The organism is Pseudarthrobacter sp. 10T415 (assembly GCF_056394175.1).
In genome coordinates this window covers 1-12,858 of record NZ_JBFTHJ010000023.1, presented here as the reverse complement: position 1 = coordinate 12,858, position 12,858 = coordinate 1, and the positions used below count along the sequence as shown (strand labels likewise).

14 protein-coding genes are annotated in these 12,858 nt (G+C 62.0%); 10 read left to right on the top strand and 4 right to left on the bottom strand.

The window, feature by feature from the left end:
- Positions 1 to 40: 40 nt before the first annotated feature.
- Positions 41 to 766, bottom strand: a complete 726-nt coding sequence (locus AC1DBN_RS19665; RefSeq protein WP_477724012.1) for a single-stranded DNA-binding protein — start codon at positions 764 to 766, stop codon at positions 41 to 43.
- Positions 763 to 1,029, bottom strand: a complete 267-nt coding sequence (locus AC1DBN_RS19660) for a glutaredoxin family protein (protein ID WP_477724011.1) — start codon at positions 1,027 to 1,029, stop codon at positions 763 to 765. Before AC1DBN_RS19660 ends, AC1DBN_RS19665 begins: the two co-directional genes overlap by 4 nt.
- 197 nt (positions 1,030 to 1,226) lie before the next feature.
- Here AC1DBN_RS19660 and AC1DBN_RS19655 point away from each other — a divergent pair, with 197 nt between their 5' ends.
- Positions 1,227 to 1,397, top strand: a complete 171-nt coding sequence (locus AC1DBN_RS19655) for a hypothetical protein (protein WP_477724010.1) — start codon at positions 1,227 to 1,229, stop codon at positions 1,395 to 1,397.
- Positions 1,398 to 1,995: 598 nt separating this feature from the next.
- On the opposite strand, the gene AC1DBN_RS19650 is transcribed toward AC1DBN_RS19655, so the two are convergent.
- Complete coding sequence (locus AC1DBN_RS19650; RefSeq protein WP_477724009.1) at positions 1,996 to 2,700, bottom strand: SOS response-associated peptidase; 705 nt, start codon at positions 2,698 to 2,700, stop codon at positions 1,996 to 1,998.
- Between the two features lie 155 nt (positions 2,701 to 2,855).
- Here AC1DBN_RS19650 and AC1DBN_RS19645 point away from each other — a divergent pair, with 155 nt between their 5' ends.
- Entirely contained in the window at positions 2,856 to 3,227 is a 372-nt protein-coding gene (locus AC1DBN_RS19645) for a hypothetical protein (protein WP_477724008.1), read from the top strand.
- A 206-nt stretch (positions 3,228 to 3,433) separates the two neighbouring features.
- A complete protein-coding gene (locus AC1DBN_RS19640; RefSeq protein ID WP_477724007.1) occupies positions 3,434 to 3,661 on the top strand; it encodes a DUF2188 domain-containing protein in 228 nt (75 codons plus the stop codon).
- 315 nt (positions 3,662 to 3,976) lie between these two features.
- Here the strand turns inward: AC1DBN_RS19640 and AC1DBN_RS19635 are convergent, their stop codons facing one another.
- A complete protein-coding gene (locus tag AC1DBN_RS19635) occupies positions 3,977 to 5,326 on the bottom strand; it encodes a ParB/RepB/Spo0J family partition protein (RefSeq protein ID WP_477724006.1) in 1,350 nt (449 codons plus the stop codon).
- Positions 5,327 to 5,841: 515 nt separating this feature from the next.
- Here AC1DBN_RS19635 and AC1DBN_RS19630 point away from each other — a divergent pair.
- The 7 genes from AC1DBN_RS19630 (at position 5,842) to istB (ending at position 12,070) form a co-directional block, all read left to right on the top strand.
- On the top strand, positions 5,842 to 7,122 hold the full coding sequence (locus AC1DBN_RS19630) for an IS110 family RNA-guided transposase (protein ID WP_441410707.1): 1,281 nt from the start codon (positions 5,842 to 5,844) through the stop codon (positions 7,120 to 7,122).
- Between the two features lie 10 nt (positions 7,123 to 7,132).
- Positions 7,133 to 7,555 carry an ArsR/SmtB family transcription factor gene (locus AC1DBN_RS19625; RefSeq protein ID WP_477724005.1) on the top strand — a complete coding sequence of 141 codons (423 nt, stop codon included), beginning with the start codon at positions 7,133 to 7,135 and terminating at the stop codon, positions 7,553 to 7,555.
- A complete protein-coding gene (locus AC1DBN_RS19620; RefSeq protein ID WP_284987857.1) occupies positions 7,548 to 8,021 on the top strand; it encodes an SRPBCC family protein in 474 nt (157 codons plus the stop codon). Before AC1DBN_RS19625 ends, AC1DBN_RS19620 begins: the two co-directional genes overlap by 8 nt.
- Positions 8,018 to 8,833, top strand: coding sequence for an alpha/beta fold hydrolase (locus AC1DBN_RS19615; protein WP_285242557.1), 816 nt, complete (start codon positions 8,018 to 8,020; stop codon positions 8,831 to 8,833). Before AC1DBN_RS19620 ends, AC1DBN_RS19615 begins: the two co-directional genes overlap by 4 nt.
- A 51-nt stretch (positions 8,834 to 8,884) precedes the next feature.
- Positions 8,885 to 9,454: a DUF998 domain-containing protein gene (locus tag AC1DBN_RS19610; RefSeq protein ID WP_477724004.1), complete on the top strand. Its 570-nt coding sequence runs from the start codon at positions 8,885 to 8,887 to the stop codon at positions 9,452 to 9,454.
- A gap of 124 nt (positions 9,455 to 9,578) precedes the next feature.
- On the top strand, positions 9,579 to 11,258 hold the full coding sequence (gene istA, locus AC1DBN_RS19605) for an IS21 family transposase (RefSeq protein WP_091717165.1): 1,680 nt from the start codon (positions 9,579 to 9,581) through the stop codon (positions 11,256 to 11,258).
- Entirely contained in the window at positions 11,255 to 12,070 is an 816-nt protein-coding gene (istB, locus tag AC1DBN_RS19600) for an IS21-like element helper ATPase IstB (protein ID WP_091717162.1), read from the top strand. The genes istA and istB overlap by 4 nt, the downstream gene beginning before the upstream one ends.
- The last annotated feature ends 788 nt before the right edge of the window (positions 12,071 to 12,858 follow it).

Below are 12,858 nucleotides of genomic sequence, written 5' to 3'. Positions count from 1 at the left end.
CGGGGCCAGCGTATCCGCTGACCCCGACAGTTGCATTGCCTTAGAAAGGCGGTTCGGAGTCAGGCCCGTTACCCCTTCCTCCGTCGGTGCTGCTGTTGGCCGGCACGGCCCAGGGATCCTCCTGCTGGCCGGACTGTGGCTGAACGTTTCCGCTGCCCTGGAAGCCATTCCTCTGCCCGGCCGGGGCGTTCCGCGGGGTGCGGTTAACCTTGGCGTTCGCGTATCGGAGCGAGGGGCCGATCTCATCGACTTCGAGTTCGATCACGGTCCGCTTCTCGCCTTCCTTGGTTTCGTAGGAGCGGGACTTCAGCCGGCCGGTAATGATGACACGCATGCCCTTGGTCAGGGACCCGGCAACATTCTCCGCCGCTTCCCTCCAAACACTGGCACGAAGGAAAAGTGTCTCGCCGTCTTTCCACTCGCTGGACTGGCGGTCGAACGTCCTGGGCGTGGAAGCGATGGTGAAGTTCGCAACCGCTGACCCGGACGGGGTGAACCGCAGCTCGGGATCGCCGGTGAGGTTCCCTATGACGGTGATAGTGGTTTCTCCGGACATAATGGTCGCGCCTTTCCATGAAGTGCTCGGGATGTCACGGGCAGCCGCGCCATCGGGGCCGTGGGGGTCCGTGAACCCCTGGTAAGGGTCCTCGAAGGGGACGTTAATGGTGCCTTCCTCGTTCGCTGCCAAGCCGAACCAGTCGGCATCAGTGAACTGCCGTGCGCTGAGCTGGAACCTGTCCCCCGCGCCGTGGGCCGGGGCGCTCATGCGGCACGGTGGTTGATGTGGGCCTGGACCAGCTTGTCCCGGCGCAGACCCGACCAGCGGTCCTGGTCATCGCCGTTGTTCACGACGACAGGCGCCTGGGAGTAGCCGAGCTCGGCGGTGATGTACTCCAGCGCTGCCGGCACTTCGGTGATGTCCACGGCCGTGTAGGTGATGCCCTTGGCGTCGAAGTAGTCCTTCGTCTTCTCGCAATTAGGGCAGTCGGGCTTGGTGTAAACCGTGTAAGCGGTGGGTGAAGCAGTCATTTTCAGTACCTGGTTTCGTATCAAAAGAGTTCGTTCGTCTGGCTGACCTGCTACCTCAATTCTACCAACCATTCAACTGAATGAATAGCTGTTTTACCCTTTACTCTAGGGATTTTCTACTTACATTCTCGGTCCATTTCGGTGATCCGGACCTCCCTGGAGGTCAAGGTTAAGATCGGCCCGCTTAGACTGCTTCTGTGAAGCGGACTTACGACTCGGGTTCCATGGGGAAGCCTTCCGGTGTGCAGCGCAACAACGATCCCAACCAGCGTCCCAGCAAACCTGGCCTCCGGTTCTGGGCTGGATTCTGGACCGTGCTCTGGGCCCTCATGTTTGGGGCGGGGGCTGCCCTCGGTACGTCTTCCTGACTGACCGTCATCCAATCGGCATGCTCTCCATCCTCTTTTTCGTGCTCGGATGTGCCCTGGGACTGGGCCTGTATCTGCCCGCTCACCTCAGCCTCGCCCGTAAGAAGCGGACATGTTTGTCAGCGTTGGCGGTGATCCGACGGGCATCACTCCCTGGATGTTCGGAGCGATGGGAGGCAGCATCACTGAAGACGGCGTGTGGGAGTGGTACACCCCCTCAGGATCAAGCGGAGAGTCAAGCCTCTAAACTCTCCGGGCTCGATCAGACGAGCAGCTCAGCCATTCAAACGGCTCCTCGCGGAGGCTGTGCTGCGCCGCTGGTCACGTGGTCATCCCGCCGGTTCCCCACCATGGGACTCCCTGCGCCTGCAATCGCTGGACCTTCCCCCGGTGACATACCCATCAGGGTCCATGTGCCACGGCGAATGAATGTCGTCCCTGCTGGACGAGACCCAACCGGCGCCGAACGGTGAGCCGGCAGGCCTGGTGTCGGACCATGGGAAACCCACCCGCGGCGCATCATGCCGCCTCCGCTGCCCCGCTTCAGCGGCCTGTACGGGAGCGGCCTGTACGGGAGCGGCTTTTCGACGGGAGTTGTCTATTCGGCGGGTTCGATGAGTTCCGGGCCGTTGTTGCGGACGCTGTTGACCCGTGTGCTGACGATCCGTGGGGTGAGGACCGGGTCGGGCAGGGTGTCGAGGAGGTGCTGGACGTCGTTCTTGTCGGTCAGGTCGGGGTCGAGCCATTCGGTGAGCCGGTCGCGCGGGATGATGACGGGGGACCGTTCGTGGATGTGGCCCAGGGTGTCCTGGGTCGATGTGGTCAGCACGGTGCAGCTGAGCAGCCAGCGACCCGGGTCGTCTTCGGGGACGGTCGGGTCGGCCCACCATTCATACAGGCCGGCGAAGGCCAGCAGGTCCTCCTGCTCCGAGTAGAGATAGTTCGGGATCTTCTTCCCGTCCTCGGTCTTCTGCCACTCGTAATACCCTTCGGCCGGGACCAGGCAGCGGCGCTTGACCGCCGCTTTCCGGAACGAGGGTTTTTCGAGGATCGATTCGCTGCGGGCGTTGATGAGCTTGTTGCCGATCTTGATGTCTTTGGCCCAGGACGGCACGAGACCCCAGTGGGCGACGAGGAGGTGCCGGTCGATCGCGCCCTCGTCGAGGCGTTCGGCCACGATGGGAACGGCCTGGGTTGGGGCGACGTTCCAGCTCGGAGGCGGCGGGGTCCCTTCAACTTCCTTGGCTTCGAAGGCGCTGAGCAGGTCACCGGTGGCTTTGGACATCACGTATCGGCCGCACATGAGCCCATTCTGCCTGACCCGGTACGGCTCATCACACGCTCTCCGGGCATAGGGGTCGGTAACCTACGGTGAGGCGGGAAGATCCATAACGGCGGAAGGGCTTGAGGGGGCATGGCAGGGCGAAGCGTTCGGCGCCGTATCCGGAGTGGGTGCAGATGTACCGGCAGGGTCTGACCACGGGCAGGATCTCGGCCCTGTGCGGGGCCGCGCAGACAACCATCCGGTACCACCTGCAGATCGCTGCCCGCGCCGAACCGTCCTTGAGGGATGACCATCGAGCCGCGCGGGCTCCCGCACCCAGGCTGGAGATCCGCAGCCGGCAGAACCTTCACGATGTCCTGGCCCTCTACCGGGCAGAACAACGGCTGCCACGCAGCAAGGCCTCCTCACGGCGGGAACGGACCCTATACACCTGGCTTGTCCGCCGGCGGCAGGAGTTCGGGAACGGCACCCTCTCCCCCACTTTGAAGGAAGCCTTGGATGAGATACGGGGCTGGGACACCCCGCGCCCGGCAGCAGGAGGATAACGGGACACTCCGCCGTGACCGGCGGGCGGCGTGCCGAGCTTGAAAGGTAAGCATGCTTGCTATTAGGTTGGTGTCAGCTTCTCCGCCGGTCCCCCATTCTGCGGAGGGGTTAGGAAGGCCCCGCTTGCTCCCAGTGCTGCGGGGTTTTTCGCTATCCGCGGTCGCGCGGCAGATGTCCGGAAATCGAACGGTAGAGGGAGTGTGCAGTGGCTCAGGGCGACGTCGAGACGTACTACGAAGATGGCCAGTGGAAGAACAAGCGCGAGGGTACCGGCCGCGCTTTTGGTGCCGGCTACGGCACGAAGGACGAAGCGGTGGCTGCGGGCCGGGAAGCGGCCCAGGCTGACAAGGTGGAGCACGTCATTAAGAACCAGGACGGTCAGATCGGTTCCAAGAACAGTTATGGCAACGATCCACGTAACGTCCCGGGCTGAATCGTCGTGAGGACTCAAGTTCCCGGTTAACCCGGAAAGGAGCCGGCATGTGCCGACTCCTTTCGGGTTTCTCTGCAAAGAAATCTGTGGTCAGTCTAGCTGAAGTGGTGGCCGCTGGCTTGCAGCTCCATTGCTGCAGCGCGGCTCTTGCTTTGTTCCTGGGTGGCGCGGAAAACGGCGGTCCGCCGCTGATGAGTGGTTGCTGTGGTTCGCCCTGGGCGGCGGACCGCCCGACTTCTGGAAGGTTCCTGGCCTTCCTGTGGTGATTGGCTGGGGGCCTTGCCGGGCGGTGGTGGTTCCGCCCGGCAAGGGGTTCTATTCAGCCGGTTCGGCCTCGGCGGGTTTGCCGCTGTCGATGATGATCTGCTCAGTTTCGGATGCGGTGTATCCCCAAGCAACCAGCTGGTTCAGGTAGGCCCGGTGGGCTTGGCCCGGTGAGCGCCACGAGTCCTTTTGGATGGTCTTTTCGTACCCTGCGCAGACCAGCGCAATCAGTGCGAATTCCGGGCGGGCGGTGGTCTTGGCAACGTGGTCCCTCAGCGGGTTCCATACCCACTGATTGGATTCTTCGACCTTCGCCCCGACCATTTCAGCGGCCACCTTGCCCTCGTAGCCGCTGGCGGTCTCCGAGTGGTGGGTGATCGCGTGGACGGTGAAGTACTGCCAGCCTTTCGGGGCCTGCTTCTTGGCCAACAGATTCTTGACCCATTCACGCCTAACAACAGTCGCTGACTGCATCAGCTTGTTGTTCTCGATCAGGGTTTTCCGCTCGGCTTTCTGTTCCTCGGTCATCGGCCCTTTGTTGGCCGATGAGGACGAGTAGTAAGTGTTCCGCGGGGTGAAGCCCAGTTCCTTCCATCCGACGATGACCGGGACGGTGGTGTGCTCGCCGTGGTAGTTCTGATTGATGTAGACGGCGTTGCCGTCTTCTTCGGTTGCCGGTTCTCCGTCAGCGCGGTTCAGCGAGCTGACGCGGAGGGTTCCGCTCTCGTCGTTATAGCCAGGGGCTTCAACAATGGTGATCCCGTCCTTTTCGAGATCGGCGGTGAATGCGGCGAGAGCGGCGGCGCGGTCGCGCTTGTCGCGCAGCTGCTGGGTGACGTGCAGGAGCATGTCGGGTTCGTCCATGATGACCGACTCGAGTTCGGCGGTGGCGTCCTCGTCCGACTCAAATTCCGCGAGGACAAGCGCCTCTTCGATGGTGTATCCCTTGCCCAGGGCGGCGGCTCCGGTGTCGGTGGACTTGGCTTTGAGAGCACTTTCCACGGTGGTCTTGGTCCGCCCGGTCTTCTTGGCAATCGCGGCCGCCGAAACACCGATCAGGGAAAGCTGGTGGTAGGCGTCGGCTTCGTCCGCTTCGGTCAGCTCGGCGCGCTGGATGTTCTCCACTACCTGCGTGACGATGCGTTCAGCTTCTTCCGGGCTTTCGATGATCATGACCGGGATCAGGGGCCGTCCAGCTTCGACAGCGGCGCGGGTGCGGCGCTGGCCCATCAGCACGTGCACGGTGCCGTCGTCCTGGCGGTGGGCAATGACCGGTTCCATCACGCCGTGTTCCTTGATGCTGGCAATGAAATCGGAGGTCAGGGCGGCGTCTTTCCGGACGTTGATATCAACGGTCAGTGTGGCCGGGTCGAGCATTTCAAGCGTGGGCGTTGCGTTCATGTTTTTGCCTTTGCAGAGACGTGGGGGTTGGGGCGGCTTAGGTGACCGGCCAGCTTCCCTCTCCCCCCCGTTGTTTTTTGGTTGCTGGCAAGCTTGCTTGCTCGGCGGCCGACGGAGCCCTGTCTACCCAAAAGGCAAGGGGCGGGAAATTCCCGAAGGAAATAAGCGACGCAGGAGCACCGGAGGGACATTTCCTGCACCGCAGGCCCCGGAGCGAAGCGGAGGGGCTAGACGGGGTGGAGCGGACGCCTAGAATCCGAAGGACAGCAACCAGAAAACGGTAATACTGGAACAGTCCTTGAGCCGGCGTGACCCAGCCAAAAATTGACGTACCAGGCGGCACTGTCTTCCCGACGATCTGTCCGCCGGCTCAAGGTCCGTTAAAAGGGGTGTCGGGCCAGGCGGACATGACCTCATAGGAGCCTGATACGACCAGTCCCATTACCGTTTTGTCTGCCCACCTGGCCCGCGCCCGATCAATCAGCATTCGACGCGACTGAGGGGCAATTTCCATCTTGGCAAGCGAACCAATAAAAGTCATCGCGGGTATCGACACCCACGCCGACACACACCACGTAGCCGTGATCAACGAACACGGCAAACCCCTTGCAGACAGGGAATTCCTGGCCGTGGGATCCGGATACCGGAAAATCATCGACTTCATCACTTCCTACGGCACAGTCGTAGCCGTCGGGGTCGAAGGAACAGGCTCCTACGGTGCCGAACTCGCCCGAACTCTTCGGGGTGAAGGGCTCACCGTGCTGGAGGTAAACCGCCCGAACCGGGCCGCCCGTCGTCTCAAAGGGAAGTCAGACCCGTTGGATGCCTACCAGGCCGCCAAGTCCGTGCTCGAGGGGCGGACCAAGGCGATCCCTAAGGCCAAAGACGGCCCCGTCGAATGCCTGCGGATCGTACGTTCCGGGCGCGCATCAGCCATCAAGGCCCGCACTGCGGCCATCAACCAGATCAAGGCGCTCCTCGTTTCAGCCCCGGACAAGATCCGGGCGAAATACCGGGCGCTGGCCACCTCAGCGCTGATTCCTGCCCTGCAGCGCACGAGACCTTCCGGGCATATGGCTGACCCCGAGTACGTGACTCTGCTGACGCTCAAGGCGTTGGCAGCCCGATGCCAAGCGCTGGGAACGGAAATCGCGGCTGCTGACGCTGCCCTCAAGGAAATCCTGGACGGCTATGCTCCGATGCTTTGTGATCTCCCAGGAGTCGGAACCGAAGTGGCCAGCCAGTTGTTGATCACCGTCGGGGACAATCCGGACCGTCTGGGGAACGAGGCCCAGTTCGCTTCGCTCGTCGGCGTCGCCCCGGTGCCAGCCTCATCGGGCAAGACAACCCGCCACCGGCTCAGCAGGGGCGGCGACCGCAGCGCCAATAATGCCTTGCACCAGGTTGTTCTGGTGCGCATGGGCTCGTGCCAACGGACCAAGGAGTACGTGGCTAAACGCACGTCAGAGGGAAAGAGCAAACGCGAAATCATGCGCTGCCTCAAACGCTACGCAGCCAGGGAAATCTACCGTCAGATCACCAATCCCCGGCCCGCACCCGACAACTCCGACCTCCGCCGCAGGCGGACAGACCTCGGCATGACCTTAACGACCGTCGCCGGCGAACTTGGTCAATGGGTTTCCATCATTTCGCGTCTGGAACGCGGACATATCCGCAACGATGCCCTGGCCGGCGCCTACCGGAAATGGCTCATCGACCAGGCCGAAATGCCACGCCGCACACCTCCGACGACAGCTGCAGCAAGGACAAATGCGTTACCGGGCGCCGTTAGCTGAGACTCAAGGCTTGACGCTTTACTCAAACCAGACTTACTCTAAAACCACAAGGTTATATAACGAAAAGGTTATGGTTTTGATGGTTGATGAATTGAGTGCAGTGTTCGCGGCGTTGGCCGATCCGACTCGGCGGGCTATTCTGCAGCGGCTCGCTGACGGTGACGCGCAGGTGTCCGACCTCGCGGCGCCTTTCAGGATCAGCCAACCGGCGATTTCGAGGCATTTGAAGGTATTGGAAAATGCTGGCCTGATCTCCCGGAACCGGGTAGCGACTGCCCGGTTCAGTCATCTGGAGCCCGACCGGCTTAAGGAAGCGAGCGAGTACATGGAGCGGTACAAGAAGTTTTGGGGTGAGTCCTTCGACAAACTCGACGGCGCGCTGGCCTCGTTTCAGCGCGACACCCCACCTATGGGAAAGGGCCGAGATGTCTGAGGGGCGCCAGCAGGAAGTCACAGAACACGATGTTTTCATTTCCCGCTCTTTCGCCGCCCCCAGGGACACGGTCTGGCGGTTCTGGACCGAACCCCAACTCCTCGCCTCATGGTTCGGGCCTGAAGGAGTTCACGTACCCGTGGACAGCATCATCGTGGAGCTCGTGGAGCAGGGCCGGTGGGAGTTGACCATGGTCGACAACGCTACCGGGGCCGGCCACCCCATCCGGGGGCGCATCACCGCCTTTCAGGCACCGGAATCCCTCGAGATTCAACTGACAGCGCTGACCGAGGCTGGGCCCGTGGACGACGTCGTGCTGCGGCTTCAGTTCCACGATCACGGCGACCGGACGCGCATGACCCTCCATCAAGGCCCGTTCACCGACGAGATCCGGGACATGACCCACGCCGGATGGATACTGTCCTTCACCAAACTCGACACCCTCCTCGAAAGGCCCACAGCATGAAAACCAGCGCCGCCCAAAGCCAGGTCACCCAGATCACCTCAGCGGACGGAACCCCCATCTCCGTCGAACACATCGGCTCCGGCCCCTCCCTGGTCCTGGTTGACGGCGCCTTCTGCGGCCGGTCCTTCGGCCCGGCGCGGGCCCTGGCCACCACGCTGGCCGACTCCTTCACCGTGTACTTCTACGACCGTCGCGGCCGCGGCGACAGCGGTGATACACGGCCCTACTCCGTGGAACGCGAAATCGAAGACCTAGCCGCCGTCATCACCCATGCGGGCGGAGACCCCTACGTCTATGGCATCTCCTCCGGTGCGGCCCTCGCCCTCGAAGCAGCAGCGGCGGGTATCCCGATGCGCAAGCTCGCCACCTACGAGGCCCCCTACACGGGAATCGGGAACGTCGACGGAACGCCCGTCGACCACGCCGGGCACCTGAACTCACTGCTCGCCCAAAACAAGCGCGGCGCGATGGTCTCCTACTTCTTGGTCAAGATGATCGGCGTCCCTGCATTTGTGCCCCTCATGCTGCGCCTCATGCCAAAGATCTGGAAGAGCCAAAAGGACGCCGCCAACACCCTCCCCAATGAAATTGCCGTTACCAACAACTTCACCGCACCCACCGGCCGGTTCGCCAAAATCACGGTGCCGACCCTTGTCATGGTCGGTGGAAAAGCCGCCCCGGTCATGACCTCAGCTCAAGCAACAACAGCCGCCGCGATCCCCCAGGCCCTTCACCGCACCCTCGAGGGCCAAACACACCAAGTCTCAGACGCAGCAATGGCAGCCGAACTCCGCGGGTTCTTCACCAACTGACCCGTTGACCACTCTCACCAAATTCATTTCGCCCACAGACCGGAATAGACCATGCCCAAAATCAGCTATCAGACCGAACATCAGGGATCCCAACGACGCCCGCCCGCCTCCTCTGCCACGCGGGTATTGCTGGCCTGTGGCATCACCGCCGGCCCCCTATACCTTCTGGTCAGCTATGCCCAGGCGTTTCTTCGCCCGGGCTTCGACGCGGCACATAACGACCTCAGCGTCCTAGCCAACGGCGACCTAGGCTGGATGCAAACCACAAACCTGATCCTCACCGGCGCCCTAACCCTCCTGACCGCCGTCGGATTCCGTCGCGCACTCAACCCCGGACGAGGAGCCACCTGGGGGCCGGTTCTCGTCGGAATCTACGGTGCCGGATTAGTGGGTGCGGGGATTTTCACCGCCGATCCCATGAACGGATTCCCTCAAGGCGCACCTCCCGGACCCCCTATCTCCGGGTCCCTCCACGGGTTTCTTCACTTCGTTACCGCAGGGATTGGCTTTGCCGCCTTCATCGCTGCCTGCTGCGTTATGGCCCGCCGGTTCTACACATCCGAAAACCGGAGGCTCGGAGCATTCTCCCTTGCTACCGGAATCCTGACTATGGCAGTTTGATTCAGGACCGGTGTGACGGCTTGAATCAGGACCATCCCACGACTCGCCGGTTGGTTGTGACGGTCTGAACCAGGACCACCCTCAATGTTGCTTCATCTGATGAAAGCAACATTTGGAGGTCCGGATGAGAGCGCGCTTGGAGCTGTTTGCCAGTATTCGCAGAGATGCCCGTATCGAGGGGTTATCCATCCGCGGTCTGGCAAAGCGGTATCAAGTTGGTAGGGACACGGTGCGGCAGGCATTGTCGGATCCCGTCCCTCCAGCACGGAAGACTCCGGTGAGGTCCTCGCCTCGGCTGGATCCCTTTAAACCGGCCATTGACGCAATGCTGGTCGAGGACACGACGGCTCCGCGGAAGCAACGCCACACGGCCCGTAGGATTCTTGCCCGGCTCATTGAGGAGCACGATGCGCTAGAGCTGTCGTATTCGACGGTGCGTGACTACGTCCGGGTCCGCCGGGCGCAGATCGATGTGGAGGCCGGCCGCAGGGTTGAGGTGTTTGTTCCGCAAGAACATGCCCCGGGCGCGGAGGCTGAAGTGGACTTCGGTGAGGTCTGGATCGTGTTGGACGGGGTGAAGACGAAGTGCCATATGTTCATCTTCCGTCTCTCCCACTCCGGCAAAGCGATCCACCGGGTTTACCCCACTCAGGCGCAGGAAGCATTTCTGGAAGGTCACATCGAAGCGTTCAATGAGATCGGTGGCGTGCCTGTGAAGCACATCCGCTATGACAACCTCACCAGTGCCGTCAGGACCGTGGTGTTCGGGCAGGGCCGGAACCGTGTGGAGAACGACCGGTGGGTGTTGTTCCGCTCGTTCTACGGTTTTGATTCTTTTTATTGCCAACCAGGTATTGCCGGGGCTCACGAGAAAGGCGGCGTCGAGGGCGAAGTGGGCTGGTTCCGCCGCAACCGCCTTACCCCGATGCCTGTCGCGAAGTCCCTTGAGGAGCTCAACGACCGGATCCGGTATAGGGAGGCGGAGGACGATCAGCGGCGGTTCGATGGCAGGATCCGCACCATCGGCCACGACTTCGCCGCCGAGCGCCCGTTCCTGGCGCCGTTGCCGGCCGAAGAGTTCGACCCCGGTCTCGTGCTGAACCCAAGAGTGGACAGATCCTCAATGATCACGGTGCGGATGGTGAAGTACTCCGTACCGGCACGGTTCATCGGCCGAAGGGTCCGGGTGTCCTTGCGGGCGTCAGAGCTTGTGGTGTTCGACGGCCGCGCGGTGGCGGCCCGGCATCAGAGAATCGTCGCCAAGGGCGGCCAGTCGGTTCAGCTGGACCATTACCTGGAGGTCCTCAAGACCAAACCCGGTGCTTTGCCTGGTTCCACGGCTTTGGCACGGGCTCGGGCATCAGGTTCTTTCACCAGCGCCCATGAGGCCTTCTGGGCCGCCTCGCGCCGGGTCAACGGCGACGCCGAAGGGACTCGTGAACTGATCGATGTCTTGCTGCTCCACCGGTCTATGGACGCTGCAGACATTCAGGCAGGGATCACCGCCGCGCTGCGGGTGGGTGCGGTAAGCGCCGATGTCGTCGCGGTCGAAGCCCGCAGACACGCAACGACCTCCGCCGCTGAGGGTGGGCCCAGGTCGGACCGTCATCGCGGTGCCCACGCTCAAGCGAAAGTGCAACGCGTTGTCAGCCTGACCCAGCGTCGACTCATGGACCCGGCGGCCGTCATCGCCGGGCTGCCTTCTGATAGCCGGCCCCTGCCCTCAGTCCGTGCCTATGACGAGCTGCTGGCCAAACGCGCCGAACACCCTGCAAAAACCGCGTCGAAGGAGAACATCTCATGAGCCCCACAGCACCTGCTACAACCGTCACCCCGGTCCTGCGCCGGCGACGCGGTCTGACCGAACAGGCCGCGGTCGCAGCCGTGGACCAGGCCTGCCGCCGGCTGCGCCTGCCCACCATCCGTGGCGTCCTGGACGAAGCACTGAGCGTTGCCGGGAAAGAACAACTGTCCTACCAGGGGTTCCTGGCCGAGCTGCTGCTGGCCGAATGCGACGATAGGGACCGGCGCTCATCGATCCGCCGCGTTAAGGCCGCAAACTTCCCCAGGGACAAATGGCTCGGAGACTTCGATTTCGACGCCAATCAGAACATCAACCCCGCAACGATCCACACCCTGGCCACCGGGGACTGGATCCGCAAAGGCGCACCCCTATGCCTCATAGGAGACTCAGGGACCGGTAAATCCCACCTACTCATCGGTCTCGGCACAGCCGCCGCGGAGAAGGGCTACCGAGTCAAATACACCCTCGCCACCCGGCTCGTGAACGAACTCGTCGAAGCTGCCGATGAGAAAATGCTGGCCAAAACCATTGCCCGCTATGGCCGCGTCGACCTGCTGTGCATCGACGAGCTGGGCTATATGGAACTGGACCGCCGAGGCGCCGAGCTCCTCTTCCAGGTCCTCACCGAACGGGAAGAAAAGAACTCCATTGCCATCGCCTCCAACGAATCCTTCTCAGGCTGGACCAAAACCTTCAGTGACCCGCGCCTTTGCGCCGCAATCGTGGACCGCCTCACCTTCAACGGCACCATCATCGAAACCGGCACAGACTCCTACCGCCTCGCCCACACCATCGCCCAACAAAACTCATAGCCCTCTCAGGTGACTCCGATCCAGCATCCCAAAGGAGACGCCTCACGCGGCGCAAGTCGCTGGGTCTAGTCCACGGCTTCCCTCGGGACCCTGGAGGGGACGCCAGAGTTGTTTCTGAGGTCTGATTAGGTACGAGGGCCTCGGGACTCCTTCCCTGTTAGGAATGCCTCAATATTGTCGAGCGTATTGGTCTGACCCGCGATCTCGAGGGGTCCATCAACAGTGTTCACCGGCAGAACGATAGCGTTGGCCTCCAATCGGTTGAACTTGTCCCATTTCGTAGCGGGATAGCGGGATCCGGTAGTAGCCATAACGCGAATATCGAAAGGGTCACCTCTCGCTATGCGTGTCCGACCTAGGACCGGCTGGAAGGTGAGTACTCCCTGGTCTGCCGTCACGAGTCCGATATTCCATTTCCTATAGCGGTCTCCCTGGGGCGCATCGGGTCGACGGATGTAACACTCAATCTGGCCACGCTGGGCCAGCCGCTGCGATGACCGGCGCCGCTGACGCACTAAGACAATGAGCATCAGACTGACGGCACCTAAGAAGATGAGAGTACCTATTGCCGCAAGGTCTGAAGGTTCGCCGGAGAGGAGCTCATAGAGAAAATAGGCCCCACCCCCGCCGACAAGCAAAAGAACCAAATATAGACGTCTGCGCTTCTCAGTCATGTCTGACTCTAAACGCCGGAGAAGCCATCAGAACAGCCAATCCTGGTACTAACGTGGTCTGGGTGGCCCTGAATCAGGCCGTCGTAGTGGTCCTGAATGACGTTGACATATTCA